Annotated in this window: 26 protein-coding genes; all 26 read right to left on the bottom strand. The window is 29.1% G+C overall.

The window, feature by feature from the left end; all coding sequences use genetic code 11:
- Positions 1-550 precede the first annotated feature (550 nt).
- Complete coding sequence (locus tag NG918_RS04535; protein WP_252212626.1) at positions 551-1,321, bottom strand: flagellar basal-body rod protein FlgG; 771 nt, start codon at positions 1,319-1,321, stop codon at positions 551-553.
- Positions 1,322-1,334: 13 nt separating this feature from the next.
- The gene (locus tag NG918_RS04530; RefSeq protein WP_252224883.1) at positions 1,335-2,108 is read right to left on the bottom strand and encodes a flagellar basal-body rod protein FlgG; all 774 of its coding nucleotides are present in this window, start codon (positions 2,106-2,108) and stop codon (positions 1,335-1,337) included.
- On the bottom strand, positions 2,109-2,231 hold the full coding sequence (locus NG918_RS16970) for a hypothetical protein (protein WP_286673943.1): 123 nt from the start codon (positions 2,229-2,231) through the stop codon (positions 2,109-2,111).
- Between the two features lie 77 nt (positions 2,232-2,308).
- The gene (locus NG918_RS04525) at positions 2,309-2,836 is read right to left on the bottom strand and encodes a hypothetical protein (protein ID WP_252212628.1); all 528 of its coding nucleotides are present in this window, start codon (positions 2,834-2,836) and stop codon (positions 2,309-2,311) included.
- 12 nt (positions 2,837-2,848) lie between these two features.
- Entirely contained in the window at positions 2,849-3,577 is a 729-nt protein-coding gene (locus NG918_RS04520; protein WP_252212629.1) for a FliA/WhiG family RNA polymerase sigma factor, read from the bottom strand.
- 101 nt (positions 3,578-3,678) lie between these two features.
- Positions 3,679-4,314, bottom strand: a complete 636-nt coding sequence (locus NG918_RS04515; RefSeq protein WP_252212630.1) for a flagellar brake protein — start codon at positions 4,312-4,314, stop codon at positions 3,679-3,681.
- 10 nt (positions 4,315-4,324) lie between these two features.
- Positions 4,325-5,185, bottom strand: a complete 861-nt coding sequence (locus tag NG918_RS04510) for a MinD/ParA family protein (protein WP_252224876.1) — start codon at positions 5,183-5,185, stop codon at positions 4,325-4,327.
- Positions 5,179-6,384, bottom strand: a complete 1,206-nt coding sequence (gene flhF, locus NG918_RS04505) for a flagellar biosynthesis GTPase FlhF (protein WP_252224872.1) — start codon at positions 6,382-6,384, stop codon at positions 5,179-5,181. The genes NG918_RS04510 and flhF overlap by 7 nt, the downstream gene beginning before the upstream one ends.
- Complete coding sequence (gene flhA / locus NG918_RS04500; protein ID WP_252224869.1) at positions 6,381-8,450, bottom strand: flagellar biosynthesis protein FlhA; 2,070 nt, start codon at positions 8,448-8,450, stop codon at positions 6,381-6,383. Before flhA ends, flhF begins: the two co-directional genes overlap by 4 nt.
- A gap of 29 nt (positions 8,451-8,479) precedes the next feature.
- Positions 8,480-10,321 carry a fused FliR family export protein/FlhB family type III secretion system protein gene (locus tag NG918_RS04495; protein ID WP_252224866.1) on the bottom strand — a complete coding sequence of 614 codons (1,842 nt, stop codon included), beginning with the start codon at positions 10,319-10,321 and terminating at the stop codon, positions 8,480-8,482.
- Positions 10,322-10,338: 17 nt separating this feature from the next.
- Positions 10,339-10,608, bottom strand: coding sequence for a flagellar biosynthetic protein FliQ (locus NG918_RS04490; protein WP_252212635.1), 270 nt, complete (start codon positions 10,606-10,608; stop codon positions 10,339-10,341).
- Between the two features lie 11 nt (positions 10,609-10,619).
- Entirely contained in the window at positions 10,620-11,399 is a 780-nt protein-coding gene (gene fliP, locus NG918_RS04485) for a flagellar type III secretion system pore protein FliP (protein ID WP_252212636.1), read from the bottom strand.
- 2 nt (positions 11,400-11,401) lie between these two features.
- Positions 11,402-11,788, bottom strand: a complete 387-nt coding sequence (locus NG918_RS04480; RefSeq protein ID WP_252212637.1) for a flagellar biosynthetic protein FliO — start codon at positions 11,786-11,788, stop codon at positions 11,402-11,404.
- 15 nt (positions 11,789-11,803) lie between these two features.
- Positions 11,804-12,283 carry a flagellar basal body-associated FliL family protein gene (locus NG918_RS04475; RefSeq protein ID WP_252212638.1) on the bottom strand — a complete coding sequence of 160 codons (480 nt, stop codon included), beginning with the start codon at positions 12,281-12,283 and terminating at the stop codon, positions 11,804-11,806.
- A gap of 5 nt (positions 12,284-12,288) precedes the next feature.
- Positions 12,289-13,032 (bottom strand): flagellar motor protein MotB, encoded by a 744-nt coding sequence (locus tag NG918_RS04470; protein WP_252224860.1) that lies wholly within the window; start codon positions 13,030-13,032, stop codon positions 12,289-12,291.
- Between the two features lie 2 nt (positions 13,033-13,034).
- Positions 13,035-13,850, bottom strand: a complete 816-nt coding sequence (locus tag NG918_RS04465) for a motility protein A (RefSeq protein WP_252212640.1) — start codon at positions 13,848-13,850, stop codon at positions 13,035-13,037.
- A 15-nt stretch (positions 13,851-13,865) separates the two neighbouring features.
- A complete protein-coding gene (locus NG918_RS04460) occupies positions 13,866-14,057 on the bottom strand; it encodes a flagellar FlbD family protein (protein ID WP_252212641.1) in 192 nt (63 codons plus the stop codon).
- 93 nt (positions 14,058-14,150) lie between these two features.
- Positions 14,151-15,275, bottom strand: a complete 1,125-nt coding sequence (locus NG918_RS04455) for a flagellar hook-basal body complex protein (protein ID WP_252224855.1) — start codon at positions 15,273-15,275, stop codon at positions 14,151-14,153.
- Positions 15,276-15,475: 200 nt separating this feature from the next.
- Positions 15,476-16,576, bottom strand: coding sequence for a flagellar hook-basal body complex protein (locus NG918_RS04450; protein WP_252224852.1), 1,101 nt, complete (start codon positions 16,574-16,576; stop codon positions 15,476-15,478).
- A gap of 169 nt (positions 16,577-16,745) precedes the next feature.
- Positions 16,746-17,135, bottom strand: a complete 390-nt coding sequence (locus NG918_RS04445) for a TIGR02530 family flagellar biosynthesis protein (protein WP_252224849.1) — start codon at positions 17,133-17,135, stop codon at positions 16,746-16,748.
- Entirely contained in the window at positions 17,136-18,104 is a 969-nt protein-coding gene (locus NG918_RS04440) for a flagellar hook assembly protein FlgD (protein ID WP_252224846.1), read from the bottom strand.
- 11 nt (positions 18,105-18,115) lie between these two features.
- Positions 18,116-19,420 carry a flagellar hook-length control protein FliK gene (locus NG918_RS04435; protein WP_252224843.1) on the bottom strand — a complete coding sequence of 435 codons (1,305 nt, stop codon included), beginning with the start codon at positions 19,418-19,420 and terminating at the stop codon, positions 18,116-18,118.
- A gap of 6 nt (positions 19,421-19,426) precedes the next feature.
- Positions 19,427-19,870: a flagellar export protein FliJ gene (gene fliJ, locus NG918_RS04430; RefSeq protein WP_252224839.1), complete on the bottom strand. Its 444-nt coding sequence runs from the start codon at positions 19,868-19,870 to the stop codon at positions 19,427-19,429.
- Between the two features lie 34 nt (positions 19,871-19,904).
- Positions 19,905-21,212 carry a flagellar protein export ATPase FliI gene (gene fliI / locus NG918_RS04425; protein ID WP_252212648.1) on the bottom strand — a complete coding sequence of 436 codons (1,308 nt, stop codon included), beginning with the start codon at positions 21,210-21,212 and terminating at the stop codon, positions 19,905-19,907.
- Positions 21,213-21,223: 11 nt separating this feature from the next.
- Positions 21,224-22,012, bottom strand: coding sequence for a FliH/SctL family protein (locus NG918_RS04420; RefSeq protein WP_252224834.1), 789 nt, complete (start codon positions 22,010-22,012; stop codon positions 21,224-21,226).
- On the bottom strand, positions 21,996-23,012 hold the full coding sequence (fliG, locus tag NG918_RS04415; protein ID WP_252224831.1) for a flagellar motor switch protein FliG: 1,017 nt from the start codon (positions 23,010-23,012) through the stop codon (positions 21,996-21,998). Before fliG ends, NG918_RS04420 begins: the two co-directional genes overlap by 17 nt.
- Positions 23,013-23,018 lie beyond the last annotated feature (6 nt).

The following is a 23,018-nucleotide window of genomic DNA, read 5'->3' as shown; positions in this document are numbered from 1 at the left end:
TTTAATTAAATATTTATATTAATTTTGGGAGGTAAAGATGAGGATATTACATACTGGTGACTGGCATTTAGGAAATTTAAAAGATTTCTTTTTATTTAGGCTATGTTTTAGCAGAGTGTTGATATATGCATAAGCAAAGTGGGTGGAGTAAATGGACTTAAGAACCCTAAAATGATTATAGTCCCATTTTAGCTTGCTCCCAATATAAAATTAGGCCAAGCAGTAAATGTGACAATACTTATTAAGAGTTCTAAAAGTCCAATTACAATGCCACTTCACCTATTGCATATATCAACACACATTTAAAACATAGATTTTTATTTAATATTTTTTCACATATATTTTTTTAAACACCAATATTATAGTATAATGGCGCAGTGACATTGAAATTTACTTTTTAGAACTCTTAATAAAGACCTGTTGAATTAATTGCTTGTCACAATGTTTCATTGGGAGCATGCATTAATTAGACTAGTCTTTATTTTTAGTGTTCTTAAAGTAAATTACTAAGTCCACAAGCTTTATACTATAATATTGCTAGTTCTAAAAATTACTTTCTCATTCCGTTTATCATTCCCCATACTTCATCAGCAGTTGTTATGCCTTTAGAGCTTAATTGGAATGCTCTTTGAGTGCTTATTATATCTGTGAATATCTCAGCAGTATCCACATTAGATCCTTCTAAAATTCCTTGATGAATATTGTAATCATTACTTAATGTTACTTGTGCATCATCTGATGCCACAAAATAGTTATCTCCAAGAGCAATAAATGCTTTATCTCCTACTGCAGTAAACACTGGTATTTGTCCTACTTTTACGTATTCACCATCAACTTTTGTTGATACTCCACCTTCACCATCTATTGAAATGTCTTCACTAGATAATTTAGGACTTCCTTCTGACATACCATCTGCATATTGTATGTATATCTTATTACCTCTAGCATCAACTAATACACCATCTCTATCAATCTTTAAGTTACCATCTCTAGTATATGCTATAGAACCATCATTTTGAACTGCTGCAAAGTACCCTTTTCCATCTATGGCTATATCAGTTTTAACACCAGTAGTTAAAAGATTACCTTGAGTATCCTTTCTATAATTCATACCTAATTTAACACCAGTACCATTAATGGCATCTTTATTTACAAGAGGAGTTCCTTTTCTATCTAATGATTCAGTTAAAAGATCACTAAATTGAACATCTGTTGCTTTATATCCAGTTGTTGATGTATTTACTAAATCATTTGAAAGATAATCTAATTTTTCTTGATATGCATTCATACCACTTTGGGCATTTGCAAATATATTAAACATATTTTTATCCTCCCTATCTTACAGATCCAATTTCATTTGCAGCTTTTTGAACAGTTTCATCTTGCATGCTAACAAATTTTTGATTAGTTTCAAATTGACGTTTTATTTCCATAAGTTTTACCAGTTCTTCAGTTGGATTAACATTTGAAGTTTCAAGAACGTTTTGTCTTACATTTACTACTGCATTATATACTGGATTATCACTTTTATAATAATTATCGCCAAACTTTTCTAATGATGCATAATCTGCAAAATCTGCTGTTAATAATTTATATGTTGATTCTCCTGTAGCACTTTGAATATTGTTATTTCCATCTAAAGAAAATTTTTCTTTTCCTACAAATATACGTTCTTCTGCACCAGTTCTATTATTTTTTCCTAGTACATAATCTCCCTGACCTGTTATTAAATATCCTTGTTGATCTATTTTAAAACCACCACTTCTTGTAAATAAACGTTCATTTCCTTTTTGTACTGTAAAAAATCCTCTTCCATCAATACCAAAGTCAGTATAGCTGTCTGTTGTTTTAAAAGCACCCTGCGTATATATAGTACTTACATCATTAACTTTTACGCCTAAATTTAAATTACCAAGTTTATTTGGAATATGTCTATTTCCAACTTTATTTTGTCTATTAGTTATCATAACATCTTCAAAACTTTGTTTTGTTAAAGTGTTTTTCTTATAACCGTTATTATTAACATTAACAATATTATTAGTAACAGTTTGTTGTTCATTTTCTAATGTTATTAAACCCGATACAGCCGTATAAAAACCTCTTATCACTTACTTATCAACTCCCTCTTTAATAATAGCTTTACATTCATCATTATAGTGCATGCCTAAGCCTCTAGCTCTTTCTTCTATTTTGCTGTCAGAAAGATTAAAACTACTCTTATATCCAAACATAAGGGTTACTCCTATAACTAATCCTATACCAATACCAAATAATATTTTACTATCATTTAAGAAAAATATCATGTCTTTTAGCTTTTGAATAAGTTTCTTACTAATAATACTTCCCCCTTACTTATAGACAAAACTTTACATATCTCTTCATCAGTTAAATTTTGCTTTATTAAATCAGTTATCATCAGTTGCTTATTAGATTCATTTGTCACTTTCTGAGTTTGAAAATTTATCTCTGAAATAATTCCGTTACTTATTTCTTCAGTTTCGCTTTGTTCTATAGCAATATGTTCTTCTTGAATATTATTTTCTAATTCACTAGTACTTTTTGTTTTATAAATATTACTATCTAATATATTATCGTACTCTTCTTCAATATCATTAATCATATTTAAATTTACTTTTATAGTTTTGATTTCTTGTTGAAGTTCTGTAAGACTTTCACCTATATCTTTTCTTAAAAGTCCAAGTTCTAATTTATAATCATTTAAATTTTCTTTTTCTTCATTTAAAGTAAATTCAAATGAAGTTGTGCCTTTACTCATTATTTTATAATTATATACAATTAAAATAATTCCAATTGCAATCAATATTAATGGTACCATCGAATCGCCTCTTTAATCAATGTAATGTAATTTTTTCATAGCTTCTCTTAAATTACTAATAGATCTTGCATGTAATTGACATACTCTTGATTCCGATACTGACAATATAGCTCCTATTTCCTTAAGTGTTAATTTTTCATAATAATATAAATTAAGTATTAATTGCTCTTTTTCTTTTAATAACTTAATTGCATCTGATAATACTTCTAACTTTTCTTTTTCTTCTAATTCTCCCTCTGGACTAGGACTATTTTTATCTTCTATTATTCCTAAAAGATTAACTTCTTCATCATCTGAAAAAATTATATTTTCTAAAGATACCATAGATATGTGATTAATATAATTTTCTATTTGAGAAACTTCTTCCAAAGATAATTCTAAATATTGTGCTATTTCTAAAATATTAGGTTCTCTTAATAATTTATTCTGCAGAGCTTCAATAGCACTATTATATCTATTTAATTTGTCCATGGCACCTTTAGTAATTGGTCTATTCTTACGTATTTGATCTATTATAGCTCCTTTTATTCTAATAGAGGCATATGATGAAAATTTCATTCCTTTTTCAGGATTATATTTGCTAATAGCGTCCATAAGTCCTATTATCCCATAACTAACTAAATCTTCATACTCCATATACTTGTTTTTACCAATCATAATCCTAGAAGCTATATATTTAACTAAAGGGATGTACTCTCGTACTATTTGTTCTTTTACATTATTATCTTGTAAATTACACATTCCTCTCAATCCCCCTTTTCTTACTCTTAACACTCTTATTATTATATTATTTTTAATTTTTTATAATATAAGAGCAACTTTTGTCTTTTGTTAAATAATTATTATAGTATTTCTCTTTGTTTTCTCATTATATTAAAAATTTCACTTATAACCTTATCTCTTTGATTTTCACTAATCTCAATAAATTTAACTCCATAAATATATTCATTAAACTCAGTTATTTCCAAACGCATAATTTGTGCTTTTATATAATTCAACTTATCATTTAATGCAAATTCTAATATTAATTTATCATACTTTTCTAATTTTTCTTTAGTCTTAAATCTCATTCCACCACCACTTAGATCAATCATTAATGCATCCTTAAAACTAGTGATTTCTTCATCTTCTGATTCTGTTATTTTTTTTAACTTAACAATATTCATAAAATCTACTCTTACGAAATCTCGTCTTTGTATTTCTCTTACATTATATGGCTTACTTAATTTATAATAAATTATATTATTTTCTTTTCCACGCTCTAAAACATCACAATAAAAATTAAAGCACTTTCCACCTTTTGCATAAGAATTTATCTCGATCTTATCATCTATCTTTAAAGCTAAATATTCCCCATTAAACACCGGAATATTTATCTTAATGCAATCATCTTCAATATCTTGTATTAAACTTTTAAAAGCTTTATCCTCTACTAAAACCTCTACTCTATCATTAACTTTTAATATAAATTTTGACATCCTTGACCTCCTATGAAAATATTCTAAATAATTTTTTAAACAATTCTCTAGGTCCACTTGAAGTCTTCACATCTTGTCCTAAAATCTTTAATGCAATATTATCTATGGACTTAGATGCTTCACATGTAGGATATGATATTACAAAAGGCTTTTGCATTTTAACACTTTGAACAACTTTTCTGTCATCTATAACACAACCTAAATATTCTAAATTTAATTTCAAAAATCTTTTTACTGCTCTTTGAAGTTTATTATATACATCTATTCCTTCTGATGAATCAATAGCTCTATTAACTACAACCATTGCATGATTTTTAATTTTAAAATGATCGGCTGCTTTTATTAAACTATATGCATCAGTAAGTGCTGTAGGTTCTGGCGTTGTTACTATTATCAAATCTTCTGATACAGCCATAAAAGACAAAATGCTCTTATTTATTCCAGCACCAGTATCCATAAGTATATAATCAAAATCACTAAGAGATTCTAATTTTTCTAAAAATAAATTTCTTTCGCTTTCTTGTAATTCATCTACCTTGTTTAATCCAGATCCAGCTGGTAATAAACTTACTCCATTAGGTCCTAACATAATTATATCCTCTATTTTTTTTCCAGTAAATATAATATCAAATATATTGTACTTAGGATAAATACCCATTAGAACATCGTCATTTCCCATACCTAAATCTGCATCAAAAATCAAAACTTTTTTACCTTTATTTTGTAAACAAATTCCCAAATTAACAACAAAATTACTTTTACCTACTCCACCTTTACCAGATGTAACTGTAATTATCTTAGTATTTGACTTATTATCAGTATTTTCGCTTTTATCAACAAGTTTTCTTAAAGCTTCAGCTTGATCTAGCATAAAGTTTCCTCCCCTAACATAAATCTAGCCAGTTCTTCTTTAGTTGGGACTATTATATCATTAGGTACATTTTGTCCTGTTGTTATATACTTAACAGGTTTATTAGATCTCTTCATTATGTTATATATTGATCCATATACTGTTGTTTCATCTAATTTAGTAATTATTACATTGTCATAAGATAAATCTGAATAACCATTCAATATGCTTACTATATCTCTATTTTTAGTTGTTGCACTAATTACCATACTCACATAATCTGGATTAGCTTTTTCAACAAATGCTCTTAGCTCTGAAATCTGCATTGTATTTTTACTACTTCTACCTGTAGTATCAATAAGAATAACATCACAATCTTTCATTGAATTTATTGCTTCTTCCATTTCTTTTATAGTAATTACAACCTTAAAAGGTATATTCATTATTTCAGCATAAGTTTTTAACTGTTCTATTGCCCCTATTCTATATGTATCAACAGTTATTAATCCAACATTTTTTTTATCTATAAGAGATAATTTTCCTGCAAGCTTTGCTATTGTAGTAGTTTTTCCAACACCAGTTGGACCCACTAAAGCTATTTTTCCAGAAATATCCCCACTGCATTCCAAAAGAACTTCTTCAAAAACACTTCTAAGAAGTTCATACTTATCTACATTTTCATCATCAATACTATTTATTTTACTAAGTATCTCTTCATGAAATTCCTCATCTACATCTATATCAATAAGTTTTTCTTCAATTTTATCAATCTTTTTAATTTCATCTTTTGAAGTATTTTCTATAACTCTGTTCAAAAGCACTTTCATTTCACTAACCTCTTTATACATAGAATCTTGAACTAATTCTGGATGTGAATTTTCTTTTTCTTCTACTTTTAAGTTAGTTGATAAATTTAAAGCCGCTATTGTTGTATTTTCATCTTTTTCTATTATGGTATTTTTATCAGAAGTTTCTAACAATCTCTTTATATTACTTAATGAATCTTCTATTTTGCCATCTTTTTTGTTATTAGTCTTGTTTAAATCAGCTGCATTTTCCACTGCTGCTGTAACCTCTATTAACTTTCCCGAAAAGAATCCCTTAAATCCAGGCTTTCTTACTTTTCTTTGGCTTATTATGATAGCATCTTTTCCTAGTTCATATCTAATTCTAGTTAATGCTTCATTCATGTTACTTACAAGATATCTTTTTATGATCATTGAATAGTTACAACTCCTCCACTATTAATTTCTATATCATTTGGTACTTCATTTAAAGAAATTACCATGACATGTGGAAATACCATTTCTATTAATTTCTTAAATACTGCTCTTATATTAGGAGATACTAATATAACTGGTTGATTATTATTGAAGTAAGTTGTTTCAAGTATATTTTTTATACCTCCAAGCAATCTAGTTGTTGTATCTGGATCTACGGTTGGGAAAGATCCTTGCATTGTCTTCTGAATATTTGACCCTATCATTTCTTCTACATTAGGATCTAATGTTATAACTGTAATTGCTCTATCTTCATTTATTAACTGATTACAAATTGTTCTTGATAAAGCAAATCTAACATATTCAGTAAGCACTTCAATATCTCTTGTATTTCTTGAATTATCAGCCAAAGATTCCATTATTGTAACCATATCTTTTATAGGCACTTTTTCTCTTAAAAGACTTTGTAATACTTTTTGAAGTTCCCCTATAGTCATTAAATCTGGAATAAGTTCTTCTACAACAGCACTATATTTATCTCTTAAGTTATCAACAATAAGTTTAACCTCTTGTCTACCAAGTAACTCGTAAGAATGAGATTTTATAGTTTCTGTTAAATGTGTTACCATAACTGTCGTTGGATCTACCACTGTAAATCCTTTTATTTCAGCTTCTTCTCTCTGATCTTTATTAATCCATACAGCTGGCAATTTGAAAGTTGGTTCTAGAGTCTTTATACCTGGTATTTCTAAGCCATCCCCTGTGGGATCCATGCAAAGTAACATACTTGGCATTAATTCAGATGAAGCTACTGTTGTTCCTCTTATTTTTATAACATATTCATTGGTCTTTAATTGAAGATTATCTCTAATTCTTATTGGTTGTACTACAATCCCCATTTCAATTGCACATTGTCTTCTAACAGAAGCAATTCTTTGAAGCAAATCCCCTCCTGAACTTTCATCTGCAAGAGGAATTAATCCATAACCAATTTCAACTTCCATTGGTTCCACTGAAATTAAATTCATTACATTTTCAGGTTCTTTACGCTCTGCTTCTATAATTTCCTCTTCTTCAGAAACAAATTCTTGTTCTAATTGTTTAGTTTCTTCTTTATAAAGCATATAAGAAAGAACTGCCATTGAAACTGCTGCAATTAAAAATGGAACTTTAGGCATATTAGGAACTAATGCTAAAAAGAACATAGCAGCACTTGCAATGGATGTTGCTATAGGAAATCCTGTTAATTGCCTTGATAAAGATTTACCAAAGTTTTCAGCATTTCCTGAACGTGTAACTAAAATACCAGAAGCTGTAGATATTAATAACGCTGGCACCTGACTTACAAGTCCATCACCCACAGTAAGTTGAACGTACTTAAGTGCTGCATCTCCAACACTTAAATCTTTTTGCATAACTCCAATTATTATACCTGCAATTATATTTATTACAGTTATTATTATACCTGCAATAGCATCTCCTTTTACGAACTTAGAAGCACCATCCATAGATCCATAAAAATCTGCTTCTGATTGTAAATCTTGTCTTCTTTGTTTAGCCATTACTTCATCTATAAGACCTGAATTCAAATCAGCATCTATACTCATTTGTTTTCCTGGCATAGCATCAAGTGTGAATCTTGCTGATACCTCAGAAACTCTACCAGCACCGGCTGTGATAACCATAAATTGTATTATAATTATAATTAAAAATATAATTATACCAACTACATAGTTTCCCCCGATAACAAAATCTCCAAATGCTTGAATTATCTTTCCTGCATCACCTTCACTTAATATAAGCCTAGTTGATGATATATTAAGTCCTAATCTAAATAATGTAGTAATTAATAGCAGTGTTGGAAATACTGATAATTGCAATACATTTGTAGTAAACATTGTTATGATTATAATAACAACAGATAACGTTATGTTAAATGCCAAAAGTACATCTAATAATGTTTTTGGTAATGGTATTATCATCATAAGTACTATACATATAACACCAGCCGCTACAAGTACATCTAAGTTGTTTTTTATATCGAGTCTTTTATTTTCAAGTCCCAACCTTATCCCATCCTTTATTTAATATAAAACTAAGAGTTCTTCTTTAACTTCAATACTATTGCTAGTACTTCTGCTACCCCCTGATATAAATCTTGTGGTATATCTTGATCTATTTCTACCCTGTCATACATTAGCCTTGCTAATGGCTTATTTTCAACAATAGGAACATCATTGTCTTTAGCAATTGTTTTTAATCTAATTGCAACATTGTCTGCACCCTTAGCAACAACTTTAGGTGCTTCCATGTTTCCACCCTCTTCATATTTTAATGCAATAGCTAAGTGAGTAGGATTTGTAATTACAACTGTAGCATCTGAAACAGATTGCATCATTCTTCTCATTCCCATTTCTCTTTGCTTTTGCTTTATTTTCGCTTTTAATTGAGGATCACCCTCTGCTTGCTTATATTCATCCTTAATTTCTTGTTTAGTCATTTTTAATTCTTTGTTATGAATTCTAAATTGTACAAAATAATCTGTTGCACCAATAATAACTAATGCCAATGTTATTTGCATAAATATTCCTACAACTAAATTTTTTACTTCATCCCCTAAAGAAGGTAAATATAAACTCGAAATATTTATTATATCAATGTAATTATTCTTAACATACTTATAAGCTAGTATAGATATTATTGTTACTACTATAAGATTTTTAATTAAACCAACTAAACTTCTTTTAGAAAACATATTTTTAAAACCTTTTAAAGGATTTATCTTACCTAATGAAGGTTTTAATGGTTCTCCTGTTATAAGGAAACCAGTTTGAATTATACTTGATGCTACTCCTGCTATCATTATTGCTAATGCAAATGGTAAAAACACAGCAGCTACCTTTAAAAGACTAAACACAATAAAGTTTATAGCAGTTAATTCATTAAAATCTTTTAAACTTGGGAATGCTAAAAAATAAGTTAAAACACCTTTAAAAGTATTTACTAAACTTCCCCACAACATAGAAACTGCTAATGTACATGCAGCCATAGTAATAGCAACACTTACATCTTTACTTCTAGCCATTTGTCCTTTTTTCTTTGAATCTGATTTTTTCTTTGGAGTTGCTTCTTCTGTTTTTTCATCTGCAAATATCAATGCTAGAGGAATTGCAGGAATTGCTCTAAAAATATGTTCAAAAACATCTGATAAGTTATAAACTGCACTACTAACCACTTTAAATATCAGCGGTAATAAAATTACAAATGTAGCAAGTCCTAATAAATTTTTAATTGGTAAACCAAATATCATTATTGGAATTGTAGGTACAGTTCTTGATATCAGTCCTAAACATAAATCAGTTATAACAATTATCAGTACAAGTGGTACTGCTATTTTCACTCCTAATACAAAGTATTCAGTAATAGTAGAAATTACAGCCATCATAGTTTCTTGATAAACTAATGTTTGACCAATAGGTACTATTCTAAAACTTTCAATTAATAATTTTATTACTATATGATGACCGTCCACAATAAAGAAAATAACTGTGGCTATCATATAAGAAAAATTTCCAATTAAAGTAGTTTGAGAGTGTGAAGTTGGATCTAATATTGATACCATAGAAAATCCCGCATGAATATCCATCCAGCTTCCTGCAAATTTTACTACTTCAAAAATCATGTTAGTTATGAATCCTAGCACTAAGCCAGTCATAACTTCATTTAACCCATAAATAATTAAATAATATACATTATTTATTTCATTTACAGTTGAATAATCTACTCCAGCTAATACCGCAATAGAGATTATTAAACTTAATGCTCCTTTTAATATATGTGGTGTTCCTGTTTGAAAAAATGCATTAACAATAACAAAATAAGATGTTAATCTTAAAAATATAAAAAATAATGCAAGAAAGTAGGCCGTTTCAATCACAATGCACTACCTCCCCTTTACGCTGTAACTTTTGTAATCAATTCAAATATTCTTGTTGTAAAAGACATTAAGGTTTGAAGCATCCAGCTTCCTAAAAATATTCCAACTATAGCTCCAGCAATTAATTTAGGAACAAAAGTTAAAGTTTGTTCTTGAATTTGGGTTGTTGCTTGTATAATACTTATAAGTAATCCAACAATTAATACTACAAATAATATTGGTGCTGCTAGTTTTGCAGCAACTATTATAGTATCTTTAACAACCCCATTTAATAACGCTTGACTCATAAATTTCCACCTCACGAAAAGCTCATAATTAACGATTTTACGAGTAAGTACCATCCATCTACCATTACGAATAATAATAATTTAAATGGCAATGATACCATAGCTGGCGGTAACATCATCATACCCATTGACATAAGTACGCTTGCCACAACCATATCAATTACTATAAACGGCAAATATATTAAAAATCCTATTTGAAACGCTGTTTTTAGTTCACTTATTGCAAATGCAGGAATCAAAGTTGTAAATGGAACATTTTCTCTAGTTAATTCTTCTTTATTCACATTATTAATCTCTACAAATAACTCTAAGTCTTTTTCTCTAGTTTGTTTCAGCATAAAATCTTTTATCGGTTTTGAACCTATTTCAATGGCTTCATCCTGTGTTATACTCTGCTCAATATATGGTTTAAAAGCATTTGTATTAATTTCATTATATACTGGTGACATAATAAATATAGTGATAAATAATGCCAATCCTGTTAAAATCTGATTTGGTATTGCTTGTTGTACACCTATAGCACTTTTAATAAATGAAAATACAACTACTATTCTTGTAAAAGATGTTAACATTATGACTATAGATGGTAGTACTGCAAGAATAGTGAAAAATATTAATATCTTTATATTATTAACATAATCGTTGGGACTACTTTCACCATCTCCAATACCTAAATTTACTTGTGGTAAATCTATGCTTTCAGGAACTGCATATGCTTTTATTCCACAAAATGTTATGATAGCAAAAGCTAAAATCAACACAAACATAACTTTGTTTTTATTTTTTTTCATCTTTATCTTCCTTTGATGTGTAAATTCTTAAATATATTTAAAACCTTTTTCTTTATATCTTCAGATTTCTTTATATATGACTCATTTATAAGATACATATTATTTCTTTTCTCTTCTTCAATTTTATTAATTTCTTCTTCAGATAAATCTTCTAATTTTTCCATACCTGTTTGTGTATTTGTAAGTAGATATCCCTTATTACCTACTTTGATTACTACTATAGAATTTTCCTTTGTTATTTGAGTTCTATCTATAACTTTTACATATTTATTGTCATTAACTGCTTTTACCTTACTTCCTAATATTTTAAACATTAAAAACATAAGTGAAAAGACAACTAATAAAGACATTATCAAATTTAGAATCATCTTAAAAAAACTAAATTCCATATTTTTTTCTTCTTTCTATTGAGTTATTATACTATCAAATCTAACATCAACTATCTTACTCTTTGTTAATTGCTTATTTATTTTGTCCATAAGTTGAGCTTTTATTTCTTTTTCATTATTAGTATTATTAATATAATCTAATTTTAAAGACTTTAGATAAAATATTATTGAATCTCTTACTACAACTTTTTTTTCTTTTAGTTCAGTTTCTGCATCTTTATCTGTCTTATCATACCCTATTGATATTTGACCTTTAAAGTATCTTTTCCCACCTTCATCTGCTAAGTTTGCAGTCATTTCTCCCATATCTACATAAGTTATTTCAGTGGTTTTTTCTTGAATAACTGTTTTAGCATTCTTTTGCATAAACATATAAGTTGCACCAAAAACTCCTCCACCAACTATCAGTAAAGCTACCACAAATATTATAATAGTTTTCATATTGCCTGATTTGCCTTTTGCTTCTTTATCCTTACCCTTATCTTTATCAGCCATTATTATCACTCCTTATTATCTTTTTCATTAATTATTAATATGTTAACTCTTCTATTTTTAGCTTTATTCTCTTCAGAATTATTATAAACTATAGGTCTATACTCTCCATATCCTGCTGCACTAAATTTCATTGGATCATTACTCTTTGTCTCAACAAAATATTTAACTACATTTACAGCTCTTTGAGTAGATAATTCCCAATTACTTGCATATTTATAATTACTTATAGGTACATTATCCGTATGTCCTTCTACTATAACTGAATTTGGTAATGCTGAAATTAATGTATTAACTTTATCTAAAACTTCCTTACTACCAGGAATTAAATCTGCTTGACCAGATTGAAATAAAACAGTATCTTTTAGCTCTAATATAACGCCACGTTCATCTTGAATAATATCCATAGCTCCAGATAAATTGTTTTTTTCAACATAATTTTTTACATCTTGATACATAGTTTCTTTTCCTAAAGATTCTGCATCAATTACCCCTTCAGCATCTGATTCTCCACCAATTATAGGAACCTTTCCATCATACTGATTATACTGAAGAAATGTGTCACCTGACTGACCTGTCATAACTGATACAAAAGCCTGAGATATTGATTGTACTTTTTGTGCATCAACACTTGACATAGAATAAAGTAAAATAAAAAAGGTTAAAAGTAGTGTAACACAATCCGAATAGGTACCAAGCCATTCATCACCTCTTAATCCGCCTCCATCATCTGACTTCTTTTTTCTAGCCATTTTTAAGCAACCCCTTCATTATTTTCTGAATTATTTTGAGCATAAACTATTCTTTCTTGTGGTGATAAGTAAGATATTAATTTATCTTCAACAATTCTAGGATTTACTCCTGATTGAATTGAAAGTATACCTTCAAGCATCATTTCTTTTATAGCAACTTCTTTTTGACTTTTATTATTTAAATTTTGTGCTATTGGTGATGCAAAAATATTAGCTATAAGTGAACCATAGTATGTTGTTATAAGCGCTTTACCCATTCCTGATGCTATTGTACTAGAATCAGTTAAATTGGCAAGCATTTGTATTAATCCTATAAGGGTACCTAACATACCAAATCCCGGTGCAAATGCTCCCCAAGCTGAAAAAATTCCTGCTCCTGATTTATGTCTTACTTCCATTTCTGATATATCAAGTTCTAATATTTCTTTTATAGATTCTGGCTCTATTCCATCAACAACCATTTGTAAGCCTTTTTTTAAAAATTTATCTTCTAATTGAGATATTGTATCTTCTAAAGATAATAACCCGTCTCTTCTAGCTTTTCTTGAAAGTTCTGTAAACTGACTTATTGTTTCCATTGTAGATGACTTTGGTTCTTTAAATGATTGGAGAAATAATATTCCTGCTTTTTTTATTTCGTCTAGTGGATATACAATCATTACCGCTGCAATAGATCCACCACCTGTTATAGCAACTGAAGGTAAATCCCAAAAAAGCTTTAAGTTACTTGCACCTGAGCCTCCACTTGCCATCCCATAAATCATTAATCCTAAACCCATTATTAATCCTGCGGCAGTCATTATATCAGTTTTTTTCATTACTAAATGCCTCCTCTATCTTCCCTGAATAAAAATTTCTCTTTTATACTTTAGAATTTTAAATTTAATTTCATCTACACTTTCAATAACTATGTACTTCTTCCCATTACTTAGTGTAATTAAAGTTTCTGGAACTTGTTCTATTTTTTCAATATGATCATCATTTAATATAAATGATTTATTATTCATTCCTGTTAGTTCAATCATTGACATCCTCCCATTAAGTATAAATCTTATACTCTAATATTATTTATTTAAATAATTAGGGAGAAAATATTACTCCCTAATTATTAAATTCTTTTATCTCATTAATCCTGTAATTGTTTGAAGTATTTCATCTCCTGTTGATATCATCTTTGATGAAGCTTGAAATGCTCTTGTTGCTGTTATCATGTCTGTAAATTGCTCTGTTAAATCTACATTTGATGATTCAAGTGTACCTTGGATAAAATCTCCAAAGCCCTTACTATTATCTATCTTTTCTGGGTCTCCACCTTCATTTTTCATTCCACCTACAGGTGTTTTTATTATTTCAGGTCCTGAATTAGGAGATGTCTGCAACTTATTTCCTCCTATTGTAGTTAAACCTTCTGGGTTTTTAAAAGTAGCCATAGCTATTTGACCAAGTGCAGTTCTACTACCATCTCCAAGAACTGCTGTAATTACACCATCTTTTCCTATAGAAAAACTTTTAACAGGAACTTCTATTGGTTTTTCACTAGTATTAGGAGTACCATCATCATTAAGAGGATAAGTTTTTACCTTATCTGGTATTTTTAAAGTATTAAGTTCTTTTCCTTCCCCTACTGCTTTTAATGTTTTGGAATCAGCATCTACATAGTTTGCTACTGCAACTTTAGTGGTACCTCCACCTGGAGTTTCCCATTCTATACTAGCCTTTGCATCTGCCTCTTCCCCATCTTGAATCAAATATCCCATTACTCTGTATCCATCTGCTGTTAAAAGATTTCCTTCATAATCAAGAGTAAAATTACCATCTCTTGTATATAAAATTTCACTTTCACTACCACCTGATAATTTTCCAGAAGTCTCTATTCCAATAGTTCCAGTACCTTCACTTGTTCCACCTTTATAAACCTCTGGACCTTTACTTACCATAATATATCCATCACCATCAACACATACATCTAAGTTTCTTCCTGTTGATAATGCATTACCTTGTCCCATTACTTTGTTTATACTTGAAAGTTGTGCTCCAAGTCCTACTTGTTTAGCATTTGTACCACCTTTTTGCCCAGTTGGTGCTGTTGCTGATGACATATTTTGATAAAGCATATCAGAAAATCTTGCACTTGATGCTTTAAATCCTGTAGTACTTACATTAGCAATATTATTACCTATAACATCTAATTTAACTTGGTTAGCTTTCATCCCACTTATTCCTGAGTACATCGATCTTAGCATATTTAATTTTCCTCCGTTTATTTTCAAATTTTATCTTTTGTTATCAATAATCATTAAAGTTTTATGTTTTATTTACAAACTGTTAATAATCAATTTATCTCTTCTAATCGTATAGCATATAAAAGTTATAATAACTTTTATTAATAAAGCTAATATTCAGCCGGAGTGTAAATTTCTGAATATAAGTTTTTTTATTAATCTTATCTCATCAAGCCAGTTATTGTTTGAAGTATTTCATCACCTGTAGTTATCATTTTTGATGAAGCTTGGAAAGCTCTTGTTGCAGTTATCATATCTGTAAATTGTTCTGTTAAATCTACATTTGATGATTCAAGGGTTCCTTGTACAAATTCTCCAAAGCCTTTACTATTATCAGTATAATCATCTGCTAATTTTCCCTTTGGTGTCTTTATTATTTCAGGTCCTGAGTTAGGTGATGTTTGTAACTTATTTCCTCCTATTGTAGTTAAACCTTCTGGATTTTTAAAAGTAGCCATAGCTATTTGACCAAGTGCTGTTCTACTACCATCTCCAAGAACTGCTGTAATTACTCCATCTTTTCCTATTGAAAAACTTTTAACAGGAGTTTCTTCAAACTTCCCATCTTCTATATTTCCATCTTTATCTCTTTTAGGTGCTAAAACTTTATCTGGAATTTTTAAAGTATGGAGTTCTTTCCCTTCTTCAACAGCTTGTAAAGATTTAGAATCAGCATCTACATAGTTTACCACTGCTAACTTTTTACCATCTTCTTCTTTCCATTCTACACTAGGTTTTGACTTATCATCATTACCATTTTGTAATAAATATCCCATTACTCTATATCCATCTGCTGTCAAAAGATTTCCTTCATAATCAAGAGTAAAGTTTCCATCTCTTGTATATAAAATCTCGTTTTCGCTACCTCCTGATAACTTTCCAGATTTATCTATCCCAATAGTTCCTTTTTCATCAATTGTCCCACCTTTATAAACCTCTGGACCTTTACTTACCATAATATATCCATCACCATCAACACATACATCTAAGTTTCTTCCTGTTGATAATGCATTACCTTGTCCCATTACTTTGTTTATACTTGAAAGTTGTGCTCCAAGTCCTACTTGTTTAGCATTTGTACCACCCTTTTGCCCAGTTGGTGCTGTTGCTGATGACATATTTTGATAAAGCATATCAGAAAATCTTGCACTTGATGCTTTAAATCCTGTAGTACTTACATTAGCAATGTTATTACCTATAACATCTAATTTAACTTGATTAGATTTCATTCCACTTATTCCAGAATACATTGATCTTAACATATTTTATTGCCTCCAAATCATAATTCGTTAACTTGTCTCTATCATTCAACAAGTCTAGGCTTCCATGTTAACAATGCTCAATTTACAATATTCAATTTACAATCATAAAATTATTTATTCCTTAACTGTCAATTGTCAATTGTCAATTGTCAATTGTCTAAGGTCCAGCCTATAGTATTACCACACTATCTATATTGGTAAATATATTATCTTTTGCTCTTTCTTTCTCAATAGCTGTTATTAATGTCCTATTTTCTATACTTGCAATTAATGCAGTATCTTTGTACAAAATAACAGAATTCTTTGAGTTTTTATCTTTTGCGATTTGGAATCCTTTTTCAATTTCTTGCATATCTTTATCTGTAAAGTTAATTTCATTTAGTCTTTCAGCTGCATGCTTTGATACAATAAAACCTTGATTCTTATTGATAACATTATTTAATACATCTTTAAAACTATTTTTTTCTTCTGTTTTTGTTGTAAATTTTGGATTGGTATTCTTAACAGGTTCAAAGGTACCTATTGGATACACTTGACCATTGATTATTCTATAACTCAATTATTTTCCTAATATTGATTGTAATTTTTCAAGGTCATTTGCATAGTCTTGTCCGTATCCTGCCTTGTCCTTATTATCTACCATTCCTAAAACTTGACTTACCTTTTCTTCTTCTGTTGGATTTTGTGAATCCACCTTATTTGTATTTTCTACTTTTGAATCTTCTTCTGGTTTCTCTTCAGGCTTTTCCTCTGGCTTTTCTTCTGGTTTAACATTCATGTCATCTTCAGTTAAATCTCCTGCTTTTACTATTGAAGCGTATGGATATTCCTTTGTAATTAAGTTTCCTTCTTCATCTTCAGTCTCTACTCTAACTTTAACAACACCATTATCTATAAATGTACTTTTTATGGTTCCTTTTATTATGATGTTCTTATTATTTTCATCATAAGTAGAAATAACTACTTTTTGATCCTTTAAAGCTGAAGCTGATAAAAAGTCTGAATTCACTAATATGCTATTAACATCTGACGCTGTATAATTAGGAACTTCTAAGACTGTTTGTATCTTACTAACATCAAATACTTTGTACTCATTTTTACCATTTTCATTAACTTCTACAGAAATATAAGTACCATATTTATCTTTAGACACTCCTCTAACTACGCCTGTATATAATTCACCTTTTTTATTTGCTGCATCTAGTGTTACACCCTTACCAATTAATTGTTGATATGAAAAATTACTCATCGTATCATTTAAGTTGTACATTTGTTCCATAGCTGCAAATTGTGCCATTTGAGTAACATATGCCGTTGAGTCTTGATCGGATGTTGGATCTAAATTAGATAACTGAGCTGATAAAAGCTTTAAAAATGAGTTTTTATCAAATTCTTGACCTGATTTAGATATTTTAGTTCCTCTATCAGTTGTCATTTTTCCTTGAGTAGAATTAGTCTTACTATTTGCTGCATTAGATGCATTGGTCTTACCGAGAGCTGCATTTACATCACTCATAGAAAAAGTCATAACTTCACCTCCTAAGCAAAAAAGTCTAAATTACTATTTAAATCTTCTATAATATCATCTTCTGATTCCACTGAATCAATTTCAGATGTTTGTCCATTATTACTGTTTTGTTTTTGATTTTCTTTAGCTAATCCTCTTCCAAAGCCTTGTTCTTTAAAGAATGTAGTATCTTCTTGATACAATTCTACATTTACATCAGCAACTTTTATATTTTGTTCACCTATGGCTTTTTTCATTTCAACTAAATTTTGTGAAAGAAGTTCAAATGTTTCTTTAGAATTTGCTTTTATGTTAGCTTTCATGATTCCATTTTCTTGAATCAAACTAATAGTAACTTGACCTAAATCTTTTGGGTTTATTTTTACTGTTAATTCTTTCATAGAGTTTGTAATCATAAGCTTAACATTTTTAATTAAATCGTCTCCCATAGTTGCTTTATTTATTGTTACTGGCTCAGTTGGAGCAGCTACATTATTTGAATTAATTTCATTTCTTGAAGAAAGTAAATTGATTTTATTTAATACGCTATCATCTTTATTATTGTTTAAAAGCTTATTTAAAAAATCATCTTCATCTGAAGTGCTTGTAGGTACTTTTTCTTCTTCAATATTTTGATTATTCATTTGAGAATTGGCATTTTGCTCAAAATTCTTAAATGCAGTATTAAAGTTAGAAGTTTTATTTTCCTTATTTTCTAATGAACTTGATATTTGGCTCATTAAATCTTTAACTTTATTTGATACATCTGTATCTTCATCAAGTTTATTTCCTAACTTACTCAATAACTTATTTAATAAATCTTTATTATCAGAATTTAATAAATTAGTTAAAGGACTTTCTGAAGCATTTAATAGATTTTCAAGAAGCTTAGGTAAATCACTATTTTCTTTACCTAAGTTGTTAATTATTGAATTCAATATATCAGAATTTAAATCTTTTACTTCAATATTTTCATCTTTAACAGAAGATAACATATTAAAAATTGAATTTAACATTTCAATAATTTCATCTTTTGATGCAGTATCAAGTTTTTCTTCTATTTCATTAATTTTTTCTTCTACATTAACATCTTTGTCATTAACATTTTTATCTACAGCTTCAATCTTACCTTTTATATTTTCACTATCATTCTTTGTATTTTCTACTTTTGTATTTGATTTTTCATTTAGTACATCTTTAAAGCTTGTATCATCTTTACTTTTTGCAGTGTAATTTTTATCATTACTATGTGATACACTATTAACTTTAGATGGTGTTACATTAGATTCTGTATTTAATGATGTTAAATTTAAATTAGAACTTATATTCATTTTCATTTATTCTCACCTCCCTTCATTGATTCTTCTCATATATGAATAAAGGGCTATTTCATCAAGGTTAACTTGTTCAACCCTTTCTTCCTCTTTAATGTGCTCTAAAAATTTTTTTTCTTTTAATATTTCAACAGTTTTCCTATCAACCTGTTTAGATACCAAATCACTTCTAGCTTCATTCACTTTTTTGTCCTTAAAAACTAAATCTTTTTCAGTTTCTTTAATTCCAGTTTCAAGTCCTTGAAGATAATACCTTTTTAATTTTTGGTATACTACATCTTCCCCTGGAACAATTCCATTATATTTATCATAATTAAACTTTAATTGATTTAATTTTTTTTCAGTGTTTTGTTTTTGTCTTTGTGTTTCAGTAAAAATTCTTTTGCTCTCTTCTTCTTTATCTTGTCTTATTTCAAGAAGCTTATCTAAACTAAATTTAAATTTTTCTGCCACTTACCATACCTCCACTACTGATGTGTGATATTTACTATTCAAACATTGACACTAAATAACTTATACTCTCATCAAAATTTGATTTTTCATTAACAGTTTGACGCAGAAATTCTTCTATTTTATCATGATAAGAAATTGCTAAATCTATTTTTTTATTACTACCTTTTACATATGCTCCTATATTAATTAAATCCTCTGATTCTTTATATGTTGCTAAAAGGTCTCTAGCAATAGAAGCTGCTTTTATATGCTGTGGTGGAGCTATTGAATTCATAAGTCTACTTACACTATTTAATATATCAATTGCAGGATAATGATTTTTATGAGCAAGAGATCTTGATAGTACAATATGCCCATCCAAGATACCTCTTACAGCATCTGCTATTGGTTCATTAAAATCATCTCCATCAACCAAAACTGTGTAAAAAGCAGTTATTGAACCATCTTCTGACGTCCCAGACCTCTCCATTAATTTTGGTAACTTAGCAAATACTGATGGTGTATATCCCTTTGTTGCAGGAGGCTCTCCTATTGCAAGACCTACTTCTCTCTGAGCCATTGCAAATCTTGTAACAGAATCCATCATTAAAATTACTTTTTTACCTTTGTCTCTAAAATATTCTGCTATTGCAGTAGCTGTAAGAGCACCCTTTAATCTTATTAATGCTGGTTTATCAGAAGTAGCACAAACTACAACTGATTTTTTCATACCTTCTGGTCCTAAATCTTTCTCTATAAATTCCAGAACCTCTCTACCTCTTTCTCCAATTAAAGCAATAACATTGACATCTGCCTTTGCTTCTCTTGCTATCATCCCAAGAGTAGTACTCTTACCAACTCCACTTCCTGCAAAAATACCTATTCTTTGACCATCTCCACAAGTTAAGAATCCATCTATAGCTCTAATACCTGTTGGCATTATTTCTTTAATTCTTTTTCTTTTCAAAGGATCTGGTGGATTATTTTCTAGTGGGTAATCTTCTCCTTCTAGAAGCTCTTCCCCCCTTAGTGGCTTTCCTAATCCATCAATAATTTCACCTAATAGTTTATCAGAACATCTTACACTTAAAGGCTTACGCATTGGAACTACTCTACATCCTGGAGAAATTCCTATTAATTCATCTAATGGCATTAAAACAACAAATCCATCTTTAAAACCAACCACTTCGCAATTAACAGGAGTATTTTTTTCATTATATATAATACATAACTCTCCAACAAATCCTTTTATGCCTTTTACTTCAACTGTAAGACCAATTACTTTATTAACTACACCTTCAGTATATATTGAATTAGTATTGTCAACCTTCTTGATTAAGTTATTAAAGTCAATATCCATCATGTTTAATACTCCTAATCTTGTCCCAATATTTCTTTTTTTATTGCTTCCATGCCTATATCAAATCCAACAATTACTTTGCCATTAGGTTTTTCTATAGTAGCATTACCTGGTTCCATAAAATCATCTGTTAATATAAAGATTTCATCTTTTATTGAATAAGATATTTTCCACCTATTAACTTGTGACTTAAGTTCTTCAACATGAATAGAATTACATTTTATTATTAAATTCTCTTCACCTTTGGATAACTCAATAGCCTCTTCAACTAATAAGTTCATTGAATCTTCATAACTTAATTCTTTTCTTAAGATGTTTTTAGCAATCTCTAAAGATAATTTTATAATATCAGACTTCTTCTCTTCTAAATATTCAGCATAATTCTCATTAGCAGATTTTAGAACTTCTTCTGCTTTATTAATAATTTCTTTAGATTTAGCTTTGGCTAAATCTATATTTTCATCATAAGCTTTTTTATATCCGTCATCATAACCATTTTTTAGCCCTTCTTCATATCCCTTTTCATAAGCTTCTTTTTCCAAATTTTGAGCTTGCATGGTTCCTCTTAAAATGATTCCCTGTTTTTCATTGTTGGCATCTTGTATTATTCTTTTTCCTATTTCTTCATACTTTTCAATTAAAGCATCTACTTCTTCTTTTGAATAAAATTTTTCTTGAACTTCTTCTTCAATATTTTCTTCAAACTCTGTTTTCTTTTTCTTAGATATATATTCAGTAGAAATTTTCTTTTTTTCTGCATCCAAAGCACAGTTCTTTTTTATAATACTATACGATGATTGCATCTTCTCCACCTCTTGAAATTATTATTTCATTTGATTCGTCTAATCTTCTAATTATAGAAACAATCTTTTGTTGTGCCTTTTCAACATCCATAAGTCTTACAGGTCCTAAGAATTCCATATCTTCCTTTAAAGAAGCAGCAGCTCTCTTAGATTGATTTCTATAAATTGCATTTGCAACATCTTCTGAACAGCCTTTAAGTGCAAGTGATAAATCACCAACTTCAACTTCTCTAAGAATTCTTTGAATAGATACATCATCAAGAGTAATAATATCTTCAAATACGAACATAGAACTCTTAATCTTATCTGCAAGTTCTGCATCTTCTCTTTCAAGACCCTCTGTAATATTCTTTTCAGTTGTTCTATCAACTTGATTTAAAATGTCAACTAATGTTTGAACTCCACCTAAGCTTGTCATCTCTGTCTTTACTACAGAAGACAACTTACTTTCAAGTACTGCCTCTATCTCTTTTATAACCATTGGAGATGTATTACTCATAGTTGCAATTCTAAATGCAACCTCTGATTGAGTTTCTTCTGAAAGTTCTGCCATAACTTGAGCTGCTTTATCAGCTTGTAAATAGCATAAAATTAAAGCTATAGTTTGAGGATGTTCATAAGTTATTGCATTTAAAAGCTGATGAGCATCAGCTTTTCTAGCAATAGCAAATGGTCTGTATTGTGATGTAGCTTCTGAAACTTTTTCTAAGATTTCATTTGCTCTTTGTGCACCTAAAGCTTTTGATAATAAAACTTTAGCATAATCCATTCCGCCCTCAATTATATAATCTCTTGCTTTATTTATTTCTAAAAATTCATCTAAAATTTCTTCTCTTTGTTCTGATGTAACAGAAGTTATATTAGCAATTTCATATGATATCTTTTGAATCTCTTGCTCAGGTAATTTTTTCAATATTCCTGATGAAGCTTCCGGTCCAAGCGTTATAAAAAGTATTGCTGCTTTTTGAACTCCTGTTAATTTTTTAGGTTCTTTACTCACAGACTA

This window comes from Clostridium sp. ZBS2 (assembly GCF_023845855.1).
Lineage (GTDB): Bacteria > Bacillota > Clostridia > Clostridiales > Clostridiaceae > Clostridium > Clostridium aquiflavi.
This window is presented reverse-complemented; position numbering and strand designations above follow the sequence as displayed.